This window comes from Neisseria sp. HMSC078C12 (assembly GCF_001838065.1).
Lineage (GTDB): Bacteria > Pseudomonadota > Gammaproteobacteria > Burkholderiales > Neisseriaceae > Neisseria.
In genome coordinates this window covers 56711-73228 of record NZ_KV835613.1, presented here as the reverse complement: position 1 = coordinate 73228, position 16518 = coordinate 56711, and the positions used below count along the sequence as shown (strand labels likewise).

The following is a 16518-nucleotide window of genomic DNA, read 5'->3' as shown; positions in this document are numbered from 1 at the left end:
TCTTTTTTCAGACGGCCTTTCCTTCTTTTCAAATTGAACAATATAAAAAGGTGATTTTATGCGTACCAACTATTGCGGCCTTATCAGCGAGCAATACTTAGACCAAACCGTTACCGTCAAAGGCTGGGTACACCGCCGACGCGACCACGGCGGTGTGATTTTTATCGACCTGCGCGACCGCGAAGGCATCGTTCAAGTCGTGATTGACCCCGATACGCCCGAAGCATTTGCCGCTGCCGACTCTTCCCGCAACGAATACGTTTTGAGCATTACCGGCCGCGTACGCAATCGTCCTGAAGGTACAACCAACGACAAAATGATTTCCGGCAAAATCGAAATCCTTGCCAAAGAAATCGAAGTCTTGAACGCTGCCGCTACACCTCCGTTCCAAATTGACGATGAAAACATCAGCGAAAACGTTCGCCTGACCAACCGCGTTATCGACTTACGCCGTCCTACCATGCAACGCAACCTGCGCCTGCGTTACCAAGTCGCTATGGGCGTTCGCCGCTACTTGGACGCACAAGGCTTCATCGACATTGAAACACCGATGCTGACCCGCTCCACTCCGGAAGGCGCGCGCGACTACCTCGTACCAAGCCGCGTTCATCCGGGCGAATTCTTCGCGCTGCCGCAATCTCCACAATTGTTCAAACAACTGTTGATGGTGGCCGGTTTCGACCGTTACTACCAAATTACCAAATGTTTCCGCGACGAAGACTTGCGTGCCGACCGTCAACCTGAATTTACCCAAATCGACTTGGAAACCTCGTTCTTGAACGAGGATGAAATCATGGACATCACCGAAGGCATGGCCAAACAAGTCTTCAAAGACGCATTGGGCGTAGATTTGGGCGACTTCCCACGCATGCCTTATTCTGAAGCCATGTTCTACTACGGCTCTGACAAACCGGACATGCGCATCAACTTGAAATTTACCGAGTTGACCGACCTGATGAAAACGGAAGAATTCAAAGTCTTCCGTGGCGCAGCCGACATGAAAGGCGGCCGCGTGGTTGCACTGCGCGTGCCGAACGGCGCGAAATTCAGTCGCAAAGAAATCGACGAATACACCAAATTTGTTGGCATCTACGGCGCGAAAGGTTTGGCGTACATCAAAGTAAACGATGTCAGCAACCTTTCCAACGGCGAAGACAGCGGCCTGCAATCTCCAATCGTGAAATTCCTGTCTGAAAACGCCCTGAAAGAAATCATTGCGCGTACCGGCGCGCAAAACGGCGACATCATCTTCTTCGGCGCAGACAAAGCCAAAGTCGTGAACGAAGCCATCGGCGCACTGCGTATCAAAGTCGGATTGGAACACGGCAAAGACAACGGCTACTTCGTAGACGAATGGAAACCTTTGTGGGTTGTCGATTTCCCAATGTTCGAATACGACGAAGAAGCCGACCGCTACGTTGCCGTACACCATCCATTTACTGCACCAAAAGAAGGTCATGAAGACCTGATGGTTTCCGACCCTGCAAACTGCCTGGCCCGCGCCTACGATATGGTATTGAACGGCTGGGAAATCGGCGGCGGCTCTATCCGTATCCACCGTGCAGACGTACAAGAGAAAGTGTTTGCCGCTCTGAAAATCAGCCCTGAAGAGCAACAAGAGAAATTCGGCTTCCTCTTGGACAACCTGAAATTCGGTGCACCTCCTCACGGCGGCCTTGCATTCGGCCTCGACCGTCTGGTTACCCTGATGACCGGTGCCGAATCTATCCGCGACGTGATTGCCTTCCCGAAAACACAACGTGCACAATGTCTGCTGACCAATGCACCTAATGTGGTCGACGACAAACAACTTCGCGAGTTGAGCCTGCGTCTGCGTCAGAAAGCAGTTGAAACAAAAGAAGCATAATTTATCGGCTTAACCTTTAAAATATCAAGGCCGTCTGAAAAATTTGAAATTTCTTTCAAATTTTTCAGACGGCCTTTCTGTATTTTAGTCGTTTATATATAATCAACTTATCAATTGTTTTATTTTAAACGTTCACTTTAATGACGTTAGAGTATAAAAAACAACCGTTTGTAAGAAAAACAAACAAATAAGCTCCACAAGCACTATCATGACTGTTACAACAATAAAGGAACCCAACAATGTTTCTGATACTGACGGGGCTGATACTGACTTTTTTTGTTTTGTTGTTTATTATTACTTCAATTATTCATAAAAAACAGTTTGCCTATAACACACACCAAGACTATAACTATCCCTCCCTCCCCTCTACCGCGCATGCAACCCTCAAAGGCGGCAGCCTGACCCTGCCCGCCACTGTCAGCGGACGGGATACCGTCATTGCCAAAATCCGTATCAAGTCCAACTGGATGGGACTATTGTTCTTGCCTTTTGTCGAAACCATTTCATCCAAAGGCAAATGGAAGCAATATTTCGAATACGGCGCAAAAGGCGTGCGCTATATCAATCTGAGCGACACCTTCTCCGACAGCGACAAAACCGTCCGTTTAGAAGGCAAATACCTGACTTTGGCCGATCAAGAAATCGAACTTTCCGTTTATCCGCGTGAAAACCTCGACGGCAAAAAAATCCTTGTCCTCGCTCCCCATGCCGACGATGCCGAACTCAGCGCATACGGTTTGTACGAAAAACACGCCGCCAATTCAATGATCTGCACTTTAACCGCCAGCGAAGGCGGCAGCTTCCACTATGGCAACCTTTACGGCACATGCGACTGCGACACTCAGGCCCAATATCTGCAAAAAGGCCGGATGCGCGTTTGGAACAGCCTGACCGTCCCCCTTTTGGCCGGCGTGCCGTCTGAAAACATCCTGCAACTGGGCTACTTCGACAGCACTTTGACCGCCATGCGCCAAAATCCGGAAAAAGAGATTAAATCGACCAAAATCGATACGACCGACGTCGATATTTTCCGCCATGCCAATACTTCCCCATTGGCGCAACAACTCAAGCCCGGCTCAACCTGGAACAGCTTGGTGGACAATCTCGGCTACCTGATAGAAACATTCCAGCCGGACATTATCGTGTCGCCTTCCCCCAATATTGACACGCATCCCGACCACCAACACACAACGCTGGCCGCCATCGAAGCCCTGCGTAAAATCGATTACCGCCGCGGCAATCTGTTTTTGCACACCATCCATTATCTGAGCGACGACTTCCCAATCGGCAAAGTAGGCTCTTCCCTCAGCCTGCCGCCGCTTGCCGAACAGCCGTTTTACTTCCAAAGCATCTATTCCCATCCTTTGGACAAAGAGGAACAAAACCGCAAACTCCTCGCCCTTGACGCCATGAACGATATCCGCCCCAATTCAGACGGCTATATGCGCTGGAGCACCATGATATTCAAAGGCCTAAACAAACTGCGGCATCACGTCCTCCATCTCGACAAAGACTTGGTCAACCGCTTTGTCCGCAGCAACGAATTCTTCTATAGCGTCCCTATTACCGACCTGTACCAAGAAGAGACGCTGAAAAAAATCACCTATCAGGGCAAAGCCCAATAAACCATAAAGGCCGTCTGAAAAGATGTTTCAGACGGCCTTTATCACATCCAATCAAAACAACAAAATCACCGCATTACAAACGAAAAACACCAAGCCCAAATCCAAACGCGACAACCCAAGTTATAATAAAACCCTTCCCATACGCCCCACATCATCATGCCGATTTACTTCATCGCCGATTTGCACCTGAGCGAATCCCATCCTCAGCTGACCGCTCTCTTCCAAAAATTTATCCAAGAAAAAGCCGTCCATGCCCAAGCCGTGTACATCCTCGGCGACCTTTTCGATTTTTGGATCGGCGATGACGAAAACAGCCCTTTGGTGCAAACCATCAAGCAAACCATCCGCGGCCTGACCAAGCACGGCGTTGCCTGCTATTTTATCCATGGCAACCGCGACTTCCTCATCGGCAAAACCTTCGCCCACGATACCGGCATAACCTTACTGCCCGAGTACGCCGTGATCGACCTATTCGGCACACCCACCCTACTCTGTCACGGCGACACCCTCTGCACCGATGATCATTCTTATCAAAAATTCCGCCGTACCGTCCATCAAAAATGGCTGCAACGCCTGTTCCTGCTTTTGCCGCTTACACTCCGACTGAACATCGCTGCCAAAATCCGCAGGCAGAGCAAACAGGACAAACAATACAAAACCGCCGACATCATGGACGTTAATCCAACCTTTACCCACGAAACCATCCAACGCTTCCGCACGCCCCTGCTCATTCACGGCCATACCCACCGCGAAAACATCCACCGCAAGGCCGATTACACCCGCATCGTACTCGGCGACTGGCGCGACAATTACGCCTCCATTCTCGAAGTCGATGCCGAAGGCTACCGTTTTATCGCCTTATAAAACATCAGGCCGTCTGAAAACCAGTTTCCCGATCGTTCAGACGGCCTGACCTCAAACAGTTTACGCAAACCAACCGCGTATCCGCTCCAAACCACCAAAGCGCACACACGCATCCGCATTCGCTTCAGTTTTCGGTTTCGCCCGATAAGCAATGCCGAATCCCGCCTCCCGTATCATCGGAATATCGTTCGCACCATCGCCCATCGCCACAACCTGCCACGGAGCCAAACCCAGACGCTCACGGTATTCACATAACAAATCAGTCTTAGCCTGCGCATCGATAATCCGCCCTTTCAGACGGCCTGTCAGCTTGCCGTTTTCCACTTCCAACACATTCGCAAAATGGAAATCCAAGCCCAAACGCCGTTGCAGACGTTCCGTAAAGAACGTAAATCCGCCCGACACCAGCATAAACTTCACATCATTCCGTTTGCACGCTTCCAACAAAAATTCCGCGCCCGGCGACAGCTGCAACACATTCTCGTACACCTCTTCCAACACGCGCTCGTCCAAACCGGCCAGCAAGGCCACACGCTTGCGCAAAGACTGCTCAAAGTCCAGCTCGCCGCGCATCGACTGCTCCGTAATCTTGGCCACCTCATCCTTCAGCCCGACACCGGCCGCAATCTCATCCACGCACTCAATCGTAATCAGCGTCGAATCCATATCGCTGACAATCAGTCCCAAATCGGCAAAAGCCACATCCGGCAACACCGCGCTATCTATCTGCTGCGCAATCAACGCCGCACGCATCCCGTCCGTCAATTCAAAATCATCCGAAACCGGTACACGCAACACCGACTTCCCTGATGGCGCAGACACCAAACCGCCAAACGCCGACCAGTCGCACGCGCCCAAATCCCCACGTTGCAACACCAAAACTTTCTTCATCTCTTTCTCCTCATGCCCCAAAACCTTTGCAAATAAATCCGGTGCACATTCAGCTTAAAGCAACGCAAACCGTATTTTTGCAAAGGCCTTAAAAAAACCAAAACAGCATTATAGCCGAACCACCCCGAAAATTTTCAGACGGCCTGTCGCTTGATTCCCTTAGCTAGTTTAATTTCAAAAACACCTTCAAAAACCATAAAAATAACATAAATCTGCTAAAAACCCTCAAAATCTTGTTCTTAAATTACAAAATAACAAAATTATTGTAAAATATAATTATTATTATTTTATTTTAATTATAGAAAGACGTTCATGAACGCCCCAACCCTCAAAACATTAACACTCATTATTGCCACCCTGCCTTATGCAGCCTTAGCAGAAAACACGGCAACACCCAAGCTCGAACAAACTACCGAGCTGCAAACCGTCAACGTAACCGGCAAAAACCGTTCCACCCGCACCGAAAACCGCGACTCCTACACAACTTCAGCCATGCGCACCACCACCGGCCTTGCCTTGTCTCCGAAAGAAACGCCGCAGTCGGTAAGCGTGATTACCAAAACGCAGCTGGATAACCAAGGCATGACCAATATGGAACAAGCCTTAAAAACCACAACCGGCATCAACGTAATTCCCGATTCCGGCCGTTGGCGTTATCAATCGCGCGGCTTTTACATCGATCAAATTGAAGAAGACGGCTTATCCACTACCGTTGCAGGTTCGTCCGGCAACCCGTACAACGACCCTCAAAGCATGAGCAATTTGGCCATCTACGACCATATCGAAGTTGTCCGAGGTCCGACCGGCCTGACCCAATCCAACAGCGAACCCGGCGGCACAATCAATGTCGTGCGCAAACGTCCGACCGCCAATACGCAGGCAACCTTAAGTTTTATGGCCGACCGTTTCGGCGCAGCGGGCCTGATCGGCGACGTATCGGGCAGTTTAAACAGCAGTCACAGCGTCCGCGGCCGTTTGGTTTCCAGCCTGACACGCAATAAAACTTTCCAAGACAAAAACCCAACCAAAGGCCAAATGCTGTACGGGATTTTAGAGGCCGATATCGGCGAGAACAGCAAAGCCACACTTGGCGGCCTGTACCAACGCACCGAAGAAACACCCGATTTTTACGGCGTACCGATGGGCAACGGCTTTGACCTTAACCTTCCGAGAGATACCTATCTGGGCGCGGAGTGGAATCAAATCCGCTTGTACAAACGCAATGTCTTTGCCGAATTCGACCATCAAATCAACGACAATTGGAAATGGAGCAGCAAGCTCAACTACAACCGTTCTTCATCCGCCCAAAACTTCGCCACCGCAGCCAATACAGGCGGCAGGTTCGCCGGCATCGGACAGAACGGCATTTTTACCGGTGCAACCGACAACATCCAAAAATACGACAATACCGGCAAACAATTTGCCTTCCAAACCGGCGTATCCGGCAAGTTCCAAGCCTTAGGCAACGAACAGCAGGCATTTGCCAACTACACTTATTCACGGGAAAACAACAGCTCCTACAACCTATGGAAAGCCCGTACCTCTAACGAATACAATATTTTCGATTACGACTGGAAGAGCGTGGCGCGCACCGATTGGACAAGCGGCAACGCCAACTATACCGATACCGAACGCACCATCACCAACCATGCCGTATCGACAGGCGTTCTCTTTACCCCTTGGCACAAACTCCACATTTTGGGCGCATTGCGTTACACACACTGGGCATACGACTTCGACAACCGCAAAACAGGCAAACTGTCCGAATACCGAAAATCCAGCCTTGTCCCTTACTTGGGCATTACATTCGATGTCGACAAAAACCACAGCATCTATGCCAACTACACCCAAATCAAAAAACCGCAGACCAACCGCGATATGGACAACAACCTCCTGAACCCGATTACCGGTACCAATACCGAAATCGGCTTCAAATCCGACTGGTTTGGCAACGGCAGACTCAACAGCTCGTTTGCCCTCTACCAAATCATTCAAAAAAACCGTCCGTATGATTTAGATAAACGCAACGCTATAGGCGAATGGGCATATCAGGCCATCGGCAAAGTTCAAAGCCGCGGCTTTGAAGCCGAACTCTCCGGCGACCTCACCGAAGATTGGAAAATATCGGCAAACTACGCTTTCAATATGAGCAAATATAAAGAAAGCGAAGGGGCGCGTTACCCCATCGGCACAAACTTCAGCAAACATACGCCCAAACATATGTTCCGCCTGTACACCAGCTACCGCCTCCCCTTTGCCGACCGTAAATGGACCATCGGCGGCGGCATGACCGTGCAAAGCAAAACCAACAGTTTGTGGAATGTAGGCCAAGGCGGCTACCTGCTTTGGAATGCCGATGTTCATTACACACCGACCAAAAATCTCAACCTCAGTTTGATCGGCAGCAATTTGGGCAACCGCCGCTACTATGAAAACCACCGTATTCGCACAATGGGCATTAACAATATTTACGGCCAACCGCGCAACATCATGTTCAAAGTCGATTACAAGTTCTAACCCCGCTTGATTAAAAGGCCGTCTGAAACCGATTCTTTCCGTTTTCAGACGGCCTTTTCCAATCAAACCTTTTTTTAAATCTTGATATAAAGCAAACAGTCTAAAAAATTTTCTCAACCGAAAAAAATTCCTGTTGATTTTTCTCACCGTTTCGATATAGTTATTTATGGCTAGTTTTATACTACCATTTGTATCTAGCTTTCATTGCATTACCACCTCCATTCGTTGCCAACGGCTTCCCTTTCCGATGGCAACCTTTTTTTGACCCGATGGTTTGGCAAAATCGAAATTGAATCAAATAAAATGATTCGGGGACTTATATTTAATTTTTAAAACAAAACGGCTTATAAAAAACAACGGCTCAATTTAAACAGATATTGCCGCCAATATTTAAAAACAAACAGACCTTTCTTTATCAAGGACCCCTCCCAATGCACCATTCTGAGAAACTATTCAAACTAAGCACTCTTGCCCTCTGCCTTGCCGCATTGCCCCAAGCCGCACAAGCTGCCGAAGAAGTACAACAGGCTGAAGTGGAACAAGTTACCGTAGTAGGTAAAAACAAAAGCCTGCGCACTGAAAGTCAAAACAGCTACACCGTATCCGCCCTGCGCTCAACCACAGGGCTGGTGCTCTCTCCGCGGGAGATCCCCCAATCCGTCAGCGTCATTACCAAAAAACAAATTGAAGACCAGGGCATTACCGACTTAGAAGGTGCGTTGCAAAACGCTACGGGCATCAATGTTTTCAAAAGCGGCGGACGCACGCATTTCATGTCGCGCGGCTATTTTATCGAACAGTTTGAAGAAGACGGTATTGCCACGCAACTCGGCTCGCCCGGCGGATTTGGCTTAGGCGGTCCGGCCGGCGACCCGACCAGTGCAACCGATATGGCAATGTACGACCACATTGAAGTGGTGCGCGGTGCGGCAGGTTTGACACAGGCAAACAACGAACCCGGCGGAACGGTAAACGCCGTCCGTAAAAAACCAACTGCAAAACGCCAACTTTCCGCCGATTTGACGGCAAACTCATGGGGCAAAGTAAACAGCGTCTTTGATGCATCCGGCACCTTAAGCCAAGAACACGGCCTGCGCGGTCGCTTTGTCGGCTCGGTAGGCAGCAACAAAACCTTCAAAGACCAATCCGGCGGCCGCGACGTCCTTCTGTATGGCGTAATGGACAAAGACATCGGCGACAACAGCAAACTTACCTGGGGCGCAAGCTATCTCAACCAAACTGAAACACCTGATCCTGACGGCCTGCCTATGCGTGCAGACGGCAAAGAGTGGAAACGCAGCCGCTATCTTGGTGCGGATTGGAACGAAGCCCGCCTGAAAAAATACAATCTTTTCGCCGAATTAGAACATTATTTCAACGACAACTGGAAACTGAGCAGCAAACTAGACTGGCGCAAGAACACCAGTTCAAAAGAATATTACACGCTGGGCGGCACGGGTAACGGCATCGGTACAGACGGCCTGGGGACCACATACAGCTTCGACCGTTACGATGCAGGCAACCGCCAGTTCACTTTCCAAAACAACTTGACCGGCCGCATCTTCGCTTTCGGCCAAAATCACGACCTCTTCTTCATGCACAGCTATTCCAAAGAGAACGTGAACTCAAGCAACCGCTGGCTCAACGACAGCAGCACCTATGACGCAGATGCCTTCAACGGCAGCGAAAAAGCCAAACCCGATTGGGATTCTGCCACAGCCAAAGCCCGTGGCGGCGACGGCCGTTATACTACCCACGCCTTTGGTTTGGGCGCGCGCATCAATCCTACCGACAAACTACACATCATCGCAGGCGGACGCTATACCAGCTGGAAACGCGACTACTATTGGGATCGCGACCTCAAAGACGGGGCAGCAGGTTCATCAGACTCGCTCAAACGCAACCGCTTCGTTCCTTATGCCGGCATCACTTACGACATCACGCCCAAGCAAAGTATTTACGCCGCCTATACGTCCATTTTCAAACAAACGATGAACCGCGACTACAACGACAACCTGCTGCCGCCGATTATGGGACGCAACTACGAACTCGGCTGGAAAGGCGAATGGAACGAAGGCCGTCTGAATACTTCCGTCGCCCTCTACCGCACCGACAAAGACAACAACAACCAACGCGTCAATGCGAAACCGCATCCCTATTGGGAACCGCTCAATCAAAGCAGCCGCGGCTTGGACGCTGAAATCTCCGGCAGTCTGACCGACCGTTGGCAAGTTTACGCAGGCTACACCTTCAACCGCAGCACCAACCGCAACAGCGTCGGTAACAATGTTGAATCGCGCCGAAAAGGCTACAACTTCAGCAGCCATACGCCGAAGCATATGTTCCGCCTCTACACCAGCTATGTCCTGCCGGTGGATGACGGCAAATGGACAGTCGGTCTTGGTTTGAAGAGCAGCAGCAAAACCGCCAATTCCTACGGCTCCATCAAGCAAGGCGGCTACACCATTTGGAATACCAACGTCCAATACCGCCCGAGCAAAAACTTGCAACTGGGGCTGGCGGTCAACAACCTGACCGACAAACGCTACTACGAAAACCAATACAACCGAGCTGCCAACAGCGACAACTTCTACGGCGAACCGCGCAACGCCGTGTTCAGCCTGAAATGGAAAATGTAAATAGCAGCATAGCAAGCACGGGTTGACCGCTCATTTTTTAAAAGCATAAACCAACTATTGCTGATAAAAAGGCCGTCTGAAAGTACAATTTCACTTTCAGACGGCCATTCGCACGCATTCGCAAGCATTATGAAAACACTCAAAAAATTCTTTTACCTCGCCCGTCCTTTCTGGTCGGGGGCGCACGGCCGCATCCAATGGCTGATGCTCGCCGTCCTCATCGGCTTCACCCTTTGCTCCATCACCATCAGCGTTTGGATCGCCGCTTGGGACAAACGTTTCTACGACGCACTGGCCGCATTTGACGGCGCGTCCATGCCCGCGCTCATTGTCGAATACCTCGGCTATATGGCGATGATCATCGGCTGCATCGTTTGCGGCGACTGGTTGCAAAAACGCCTCATCTTCCGCTGGCGCACCCACCTGACCGAGCAATTCCAAACAAACTGGCTCGAAGGTCACAAACACTACCGCCTGCGCCTGACAGGCGAACCGGACAACCCCGACCAGCGTATCGCCGAAGACATCTACCTCCTCGCCGACAAAAGCATCGGCCTCTTTCGCTCCTTCATCAACAACGTTGCCAAATTCAGCGCGTTCGTCGCCGTACTGTGGACGCTCTCCGGCGTGCAGACCTTCAACATCGGCGGATACAGCATCACCATACACGGCTACCTCGTCTGGGTTGCCCTGATTTATTCCATCTTCAGCACCGTCATCGCCCACCTTGTCGGCCGCAAACTGAAAAACCTCAATATCGACCGCCAGCACCGCGAAGCCGACTACCGCGCCGCCCTTCTGCGCGTGCGCGACCATGCCGAACAAATCGCCTTCTACAACGGCGGTGAAGCCGAAACAGGCCGTCTGAAACAACGTTACCTCCGCATCCGCGACAACTGGCGGCGACTGACCAACTGCGAATTTCGCCAAGAAACCTTCTGGGCGACCTATGTCCGCATCAGCATCTTCATCCCCATCCTCGCCACCCTGCCCATGTACCTCGCCAAAACCATGACCTTCGGCGACATGATGCAGACGCGCACATCGTTTGCCCGCGTCCAAGACAGCTTCGGCTGGTTTACCGACTCCTACCGCCGCCTGATTGAATGGGCGGCAGTCATCGAGCGGCTTTCCGGTTTTCAGACGGCCTTAGAACAAGCAGAACACAAAAGCCCCGTCCTTCAGCCACACCAAGCAGATTTGCCGCAACATCGCGGCAAAGCCGTCCTGCACAACCTTACCGTCCACACCCAAACCGGCACTCCCCTGCTCTCCGGCATCAACCTTGAAGCCCATGCCCCAGAATGGCTATTGCTCGAAGGCAAAAGCGGCATCGGCAAATCCACGCTGTTGCGCGTGCTGGCCGGTTTATGGCCGTATTATCAAGGCAGTTTTTCACTCGAAGGCAGCCGCCTGTTTTTCCCGCAACGCCCTTACCTGCCTACCGATACCCTGCGCCAAACCGTCAGCTACCCTTACTCAGCCTGCCAAGACGACCATTTGATTCAAACCGTTTTGGAACAAGTCGGCCTAAACAACCCCACGGGTAGGCTGCACACGTTGATCAACGATTTGGACACCCCATACGAATGGCACGGCATCCTCTCCGGCGGCGAACAGCAACGCCTCAGCCTCGCACGTGCACTGCTGCACAAACCGCAAATCCTGTTCCTCGACGAAGCCACCAACCAGCTTGATGACGAATCCGCCCTGATGTTGATGCAGACCCTCAAACAACATTTGCCCGACACTTTGGTCATCGGCATCAGCCACCAACCCAAGATTCAAGCCCTGTTTGATAGTTCGCTGAATTTGAATGAAAAAATTATTTAAACGTTAAAATGTGCAAAACGCTTGCTTTCAATCCTAACAAGGGATATAGTACCAAGTAACTAGTTCTTATTGATGAGAGCTACTCCTTGGATACTTGCCTCCGGTCCTCCAACCCGGGGGCATTTTTTTACATTTTTATTTTGTATTCGTATGGATAGGATAAAGACGAAACACCCACCACAAATCAACAGACAAATCAAACCGCAAACTGCGTTTTCCCAACGCTCAGGCCGTCTGAAACCCGCTCCCGAATATTATTCATTCCATATTTCAGACGGCCTGTTTAACCGTCCCTTGCAAAGCTTGGCACAAGCACCGCTGACCGACGGCAATCAATTACTATATAATCAAACGCATCGTCATCCCTACAAAGGAGCCACACCATGACCACAAAAATTAAAATCGGTATTGTCGGTGCAACCGGATACACAGGCGTCGAATTGTTGCGCCTGCTCAGCAGCCACCCCAACGCAGAAGTCACCGCCGTTACCAGCCGAAGCGAAGCCGGTATTGCAGTAGCGGACTACTTCCCCAGCCTGCGCGGCATTTACAACCTTGCATTCCAAACGCCCGAAGAGGCCGGGCTTGACCGCTGCGACCTCGTATTCTTCGCCACACCCAACGGCGTGGCCATGAAAGAAGCGCCAGCCCTTGTCGAAAAAGGCGTACGCGTGATCGACCTGTCTGCCGACTTCCGTATCCGCGACATCCCCACATGGAAACAATGGTACAAAATGACCCATGCCGCGCCGCAACTCGTTTCCCAAGCAGTGTACGGTTTGTGCGAACTTCACAAAGACGACATCGCCAAAGCCATGCTGGTGGCCAATCCGGGCTGCTACCCCACCTGCGTTTCCCTGCCCTTATTGCCGCTGCTTCAAGCAGGCCGTCTGAAAGCCAACGCGCCGCTGATTGCCGACTGTAAATCCGGTGTTTCCGGTGCAGGCCGCAAAGCCAGTACCCATGCCCTATTGTGCGAAGCAGGCGACAACTTCAAAGCCTACGGCGTCGGCGGCCACCGCCATCTGCCTGAAATCCGACAAACCCTGTCCGGACTGCAAGACCAGGTTTCAGACGGCCTGATTTTCGTGCCACACCTTGTTCCGATGATACGCGGCATGCACGCCACCCTGTATCTGCACCTGCAAGAACACACCGATCCTGAAGCCTTGCTGCGCGAATACTACCGCGACAGCCCCTTTGTCGATATCCTGCCTTCAGGTTCGACACCCGAAACCCGCAGCGTGCGCGGCGCCAACCTTTGCCGTATCAGCGTTCAAAAAGCGCCCGATCAAGACAATGTGTGGATTGTGCTTTCCGTCATCGATAACTTGGTTAAAGGCGCAGCCGGTCAAGCCGTGCAGAATATGAACATCATGTTCGGCCTGCCTGAAACCACCGGCCTGACCAATGCGCCGTTGATGCCTTAACGTCATCCTTATTGCAGGTACAAAGTCATCACAAACACAAGGCCGTCTGAAATAATGGTTTTCAGACGGCCTTTATTAATTCATACGCAAACATCACTCATACACCACGCCGGCAAGCATTTCTTCTTCATTCAAGTTACCGTACTGTTGCTCCCAATCGTGGGTAGCCTCCACCATATCGCATTCTTTGGCGAAGGCAAGCAGCCTGCCGTCCATCTGATCCAGACTCAAACTGCCCAAGCGTTCGCATTCCGAAGCCGTCAAATTACCGTCCGCTTCATGCGCTTCCGAAGATCCGAAAGGCAGGGCAAAAAAACCCAGCACCAACGCCAGCAGCACCCAAAAAGTATTTTTACGCGAACGAGTCATTTCACACCTCTCATCATAATCATATAGCAGGTTTAAATCAGAAAAACTAAACCAAATAAAACCAAACTAAGAAAAATCGAATAGAAAATAAGAAATATCGATTTATCTAAGACAAAACGAATAATACTAAGAAAAAATAGAATATGCAATACTTTTTCTTAGATTGAGTAATTTTTTTCTTACAATTTTATAAAAACTAAGGTAAAATACACTCAAATCGTCCAAACCATATAAAAAACATACCTCCATAAAGGCATAAACATGGATACCTTTAAAGACCGCCTGGCTTTCTTATGGAAAGATGAAGCCCGCCAAGCCAAAATTGCCGCCGACATCGATATGACCATCGCCGGATTCAGCCGTATCTGGAACGAAGGCGGCCTGCCGAAATCGGAAACGCTAAAAAAAATCAAACAACTTAAAGGCTGCAGCATAGACTGGCTGTTGACAGGCGAAGGTTCCCCCTTCCCCGATTCCGAAGCCCCGAAAGCCACAGCAACAGATACGCTGGGCAATCCAGTCGATATAGACGAATTTGTCTTCGTACCGCGTTACGACATCCAAGCCGCGGCCGGACACGGTCAGCTCGTCGGCGATGAGCAACCCATGTTCGCCATGGCGTTCCGACGCTATTGGATTGAAAATTATGTGACGCGCGACATCAAAAACCTTTCCGTTATCTCAGTCAAAGGCGACTCGATGGAAGGCGTGCTGAATGATGGCGACACCATCCTCATCAACCACGGCCAAACCACGCCACGCGACGGCCTCTATGTTTTGCGCCTCAACGAAAACCTTCTGGTCAAACGCCTGCAACTGATACCCGGCGGCATCGTCAACGTCATTTCCGCCAACGAAGCCTACCCTACTTTTGAAATCGACTTGAAAAACCCGACCGACGACGTTGCCATCATCGGCCGTGTAGAATGGTTTGGCAGAAGCATCTAAATCTGACATACTGGCGCTTGAAATTTCTGCCATGCCCTCCATGTAAGCTGGCAGACCTGTCTGCACAAACTTGCTTTGGCCAACGGTTTGCGCGACAATAGTAAAAACATTCATATAAAAGGAATCACATCATGTCAGACGAAAGCCCTATTATCTTTACTGACAGCTGCTGCACCAAAGTTGCCGACCTGATTGCCGAAGAGAACAATCCCGACCTGAAATTGCGCGTATTCGTCAACGGTGGCGGCTGTTCCGGCTTCCAATACGGTTTTACCTTTGACGAAATCAAAAACGACGACGATTTCGAAATCCAAAAAAACGGCCTGACGTTCTTGGTCGACCCGATGAGCTACCAATATCTGGTTGGTGCGGAAATCGACTACACCGAAAGCCTGCAAGGTTCTCAATTCGTCATCCGCAATCCGAATGCCGAAACGACTTGCGGTTGCGGCTCGTCCTTCTCCGTATAAACAATCCGTTTCTTCACGAAAAACAGGCCGTCTGTATCTTCAGACGGCCTTTTGTGTGAATTTATTTTAAACAATATTAGATTTATCTTATAATAATAATATCGGGCGTGAATATTTACTCTACAATAGACATAACATTGGACATGCATATTGCCATATAAATAAAAAGTCATTGTCCAGCCGATTAACGACACGAAGGCACCCCCTATCCGGTCTGCCTCAGACTGCGGCCTCTGTTTTTGCCTGCATCGCAAGCCAAAACAGCTCATACACAATAACAAAACCTTAGGCTAAACCCATTTGGTTGACGCAGTCGAAATACTCATGGGATATCAATGAGCAAACAAGAAAAATTTTTCGACGTATACGTTTCCTATCCGCCGAACACGGATAGGGAGCGCATCCATGCCTGCCTGTATGACAACCTGCCCGAAAACGAAGCCGAGAGCCTGATTCAAGCCTTGGCAGAGCGTCCGCAAGCCATTGTGGCCGAGAAATGCACCCAAGACGAGCGCGAAAATGCGCAGCATTACTTCAGCTATTTGGGTTTGGACGTAATCGTCCGTCAGGCTATGGAGTTGGAAGCGGTTGAAGAAGAACCCGTGTTGGCAGTCAACACGCCCGACCCTATCCAATGCCCCGTCTGCATGACGATTATTGACGAACTCGATGCACAGGAATGTAAGACCTGCCACTTTGATTTGACAGAAAAAAATGAGCTGGCCATTCAGCGCAAGCGCATTGAATGGCAGGAAAAAATCTCTTTTGAGCATAAAAAACAAACTGAAATTGCTCACAAGCTCAAATATGAACGCGAACAGGAAGAGAAAAAGCTGCGCAAAAAAATCCGTGCCGAATTGGAATCCCAATTACGCGAAGAGTTAGGCCAAAATCCTGAGCTGGCCGCACTGGCAGCCAGAAACAAAACACGTTTTCTACTTACGGTTGCCATCGTATTCGCCGTTTTGAGCCTGCTTGCTCTCGGCTATATCGCTGCAAAATTCTTCTAAACTGATTTCAAAACTTAAGGCCGTCTGAAAAACAGATTTTCAGACGGCCTTTTAT

Annotated in this window: 13 protein-coding genes; 11 read left to right on the top strand and 2 right to left on the bottom strand. The window is 50.3% G+C overall.

The features are described from left to right. The first annotated feature begins 58 nt into the window (after window positions 1-58). From aspS to lpxH, 3 genes are all read left to right on the top strand, one after another. The gene (gene aspS / locus HMPREF2596_RS08680) at window positions 59-1867 is read left to right on the top strand and encodes an aspartate--tRNA ligase (protein WP_070850753.1); all 1809 of its coding nucleotides are present in this window, start codon (window positions 59-61) and stop codon (window positions 1865-1867) included. Between the two features lie 239 nt (window positions 1868-2106). Then, window positions 2107-3492: a PIG-L deacetylase family protein gene (locus tag HMPREF2596_RS08675; RefSeq protein ID WP_070850752.1), complete on the top strand. Its 1386-nt coding sequence runs from the start codon at window positions 2107-2109 to the stop codon at window positions 3490-3492. A 156-nt stretch (window positions 3493-3648) separates the two neighbouring features. Next, entirely contained in the window at window positions 3649-4356 is a 708-nt protein-coding gene (gene lpxH / locus HMPREF2596_RS08670) for a UDP-2,3-diacylglucosamine diphosphatase (protein ID WP_070850751.1), read from the top strand. A gap of 60 nt (window positions 4357-4416) precedes the next feature. Here lpxH and serB read toward each other — a convergent pair whose 3' ends face one another. Beyond that, the gene (gene serB, locus HMPREF2596_RS08665; protein ID WP_070850749.1) at window positions 4417-5247 is read right to left on the bottom strand and encodes a phosphoserine phosphatase SerB; all 831 of its coding nucleotides are present in this window, start codon (window positions 5245-5247) and stop codon (window positions 4417-4419) included. 312 nt (window positions 5248-5559) lie between these two features. Here serB and HMPREF2596_RS08660 point away from each other — a divergent pair, with 312 nt between their 5' ends. From HMPREF2596_RS08660 to argC, 5 genes are all read left to right on the top strand, one after another. After that, complete coding sequence (locus HMPREF2596_RS08660; RefSeq protein ID WP_070850748.1) at window positions 5560-7764, top strand: TonB-dependent siderophore receptor; 2205 nt, start codon at window positions 5560-5562, stop codon at window positions 7762-7764. 431 nt (window positions 7765-8195) lie between these two features. Continuing rightward, complete coding sequence (locus HMPREF2596_RS08655; protein ID WP_070850747.1) at window positions 8196-10403, top strand: TonB-dependent siderophore receptor; 2208 nt, start codon at window positions 8196-8198, stop codon at window positions 10401-10403. Window positions 10404-10532: 129 nt separating this feature from the next. Then, window positions 10533-12236, top strand: a complete 1704-nt coding sequence (locus HMPREF2596_RS08650) for an ABC transporter ATP-binding protein/permease (RefSeq protein ID WP_070850746.1) — start codon at window positions 10533-10535, stop codon at window positions 12234-12236. A 150-nt stretch (window positions 12237-12386) separates the two neighbouring features. Beyond that, window positions 12387-12623, top strand: a complete 237-nt coding sequence (locus HMPREF2596_RS11315) for a hypothetical protein (RefSeq protein ID WP_141762674.1) — start codon at window positions 12387-12389, stop codon at window positions 12621-12623. Beyond that, window positions 12620-13666: an N-acetyl-gamma-glutamyl-phosphate reductase gene (gene argC, locus HMPREF2596_RS08645; protein WP_070850745.1), complete on the top strand. Its 1047-nt coding sequence runs from the start codon at window positions 12620-12622 to the stop codon at window positions 13664-13666. Before HMPREF2596_RS11315 ends, argC begins: the two co-directional genes overlap by 4 nt. A 93-nt stretch (window positions 13667-13759) precedes the next feature. On the opposite strand, the gene HMPREF2596_RS08640 is transcribed toward argC, so the two are convergent. Then, window positions 13760-14035 (bottom strand): hypothetical protein, encoded by a 276-nt coding sequence (locus tag HMPREF2596_RS08640; protein WP_003680156.1) that lies wholly within the window; start codon window positions 14033-14035, stop codon window positions 13760-13762. A gap of 261 nt (window positions 14036-14296) precedes the next feature. Here HMPREF2596_RS08640 and HMPREF2596_RS08635 point away from each other — a divergent pair, with 261 nt between their 5' ends. From HMPREF2596_RS08635 to HMPREF2596_RS08625, 3 genes are all read left to right on the top strand, one after another. Then, window positions 14297-14983, top strand: coding sequence for a S24 family peptidase (locus HMPREF2596_RS08635; protein WP_003680158.1), 687 nt, complete (start codon window positions 14297-14299; stop codon window positions 14981-14983). 131 nt (window positions 14984-15114) lie between these two features. Beyond that, complete coding sequence (erpA, locus tag HMPREF2596_RS08630) at window positions 15115-15453, top strand: iron-sulfur cluster insertion protein ErpA (RefSeq protein ID WP_003680162.1); 339 nt, start codon at window positions 15115-15117, stop codon at window positions 15451-15453. A 335-nt stretch (window positions 15454-15788) separates the two neighbouring features. Then, window positions 15789-16463 carry a hypothetical protein gene (locus HMPREF2596_RS08625; protein WP_070850744.1) on the top strand — a complete coding sequence of 225 codons (675 nt, stop codon included), beginning with the start codon at window positions 15789-15791 and terminating at the stop codon, window positions 16461-16463. The last annotated feature ends 55 nt before the right edge of the window (window positions 16464-16518 follow it).

Coding starts and splice junctions, on each gene's coding strand:
- aspS (WP_070850753.1), top strand. CDS start 59: ATGCGTACCAACTATTGCGGCCTTATCAGCGAGCAATACTTAGACCAA.
- HMPREF2596_RS08675 (WP_070850752.1), top strand. CDS start 2,107: ATGTTTCTGATACTGACGGGGCTGATACTGACTTTTTTTGTTTTGTTG.
- lpxH (WP_070850751.1), top strand. CDS start 3,649: ATGCCGATTTACTTCATCGCCGATTTGCACCTGAGCGAATCCCATCCT.
- serB (WP_070850749.1), bottom strand. CDS start 5,247: ATGAAGAAAGTTTTGGTGTTGCAACGTGGGGATTTGGGCGCGTGCGAC.
- HMPREF2596_RS08660 (WP_070850748.1), top strand. CDS start 5,560: ATGAACGCCCCAACCCTCAAAACATTAACACTCATTATTGCCACCCTG.
- HMPREF2596_RS08655 (WP_070850747.1), top strand. CDS start 8,196: ATGCACCATTCTGAGAAACTATTCAAACTAAGCACTCTTGCCCTCTGC.
- HMPREF2596_RS08650 (WP_070850746.1), top strand. CDS start 10,533: ATGAAAACACTCAAAAAATTCTTTTACCTCGCCCGTCCTTTCTGGTCG.
- HMPREF2596_RS11315 (WP_141762674.1), top strand. CDS start 12,387: ATGGATAGGATAAAGACGAAACACCCACCACAAATCAACAGACAAATC.
- argC (WP_070850745.1), top strand. CDS start 12,620: ATGACCACAAAAATTAAAATCGGTATTGTCGGTGCAACCGGATACACA.
- HMPREF2596_RS08640 (WP_003680156.1), bottom strand. CDS start 14,035: ATGACTCGTTCGCGTAAAAATACTTTTTGGGTGCTGCTGGCGTTGGTG.
- HMPREF2596_RS08635 (WP_003680158.1), top strand. CDS start 14,297: ATGGATACCTTTAAAGACCGCCTGGCTTTCTTATGGAAAGATGAAGCC.
- erpA (WP_003680162.1), top strand. CDS start 15,115: ATGTCAGACGAAAGCCCTATTATCTTTACTGACAGCTGCTGCACCAAA.
- HMPREF2596_RS08625 (WP_070850744.1), top strand. CDS start 15,789: ATGAGCAAACAAGAAAAATTTTTCGACGTATACGTTTCCTATCCGCCG.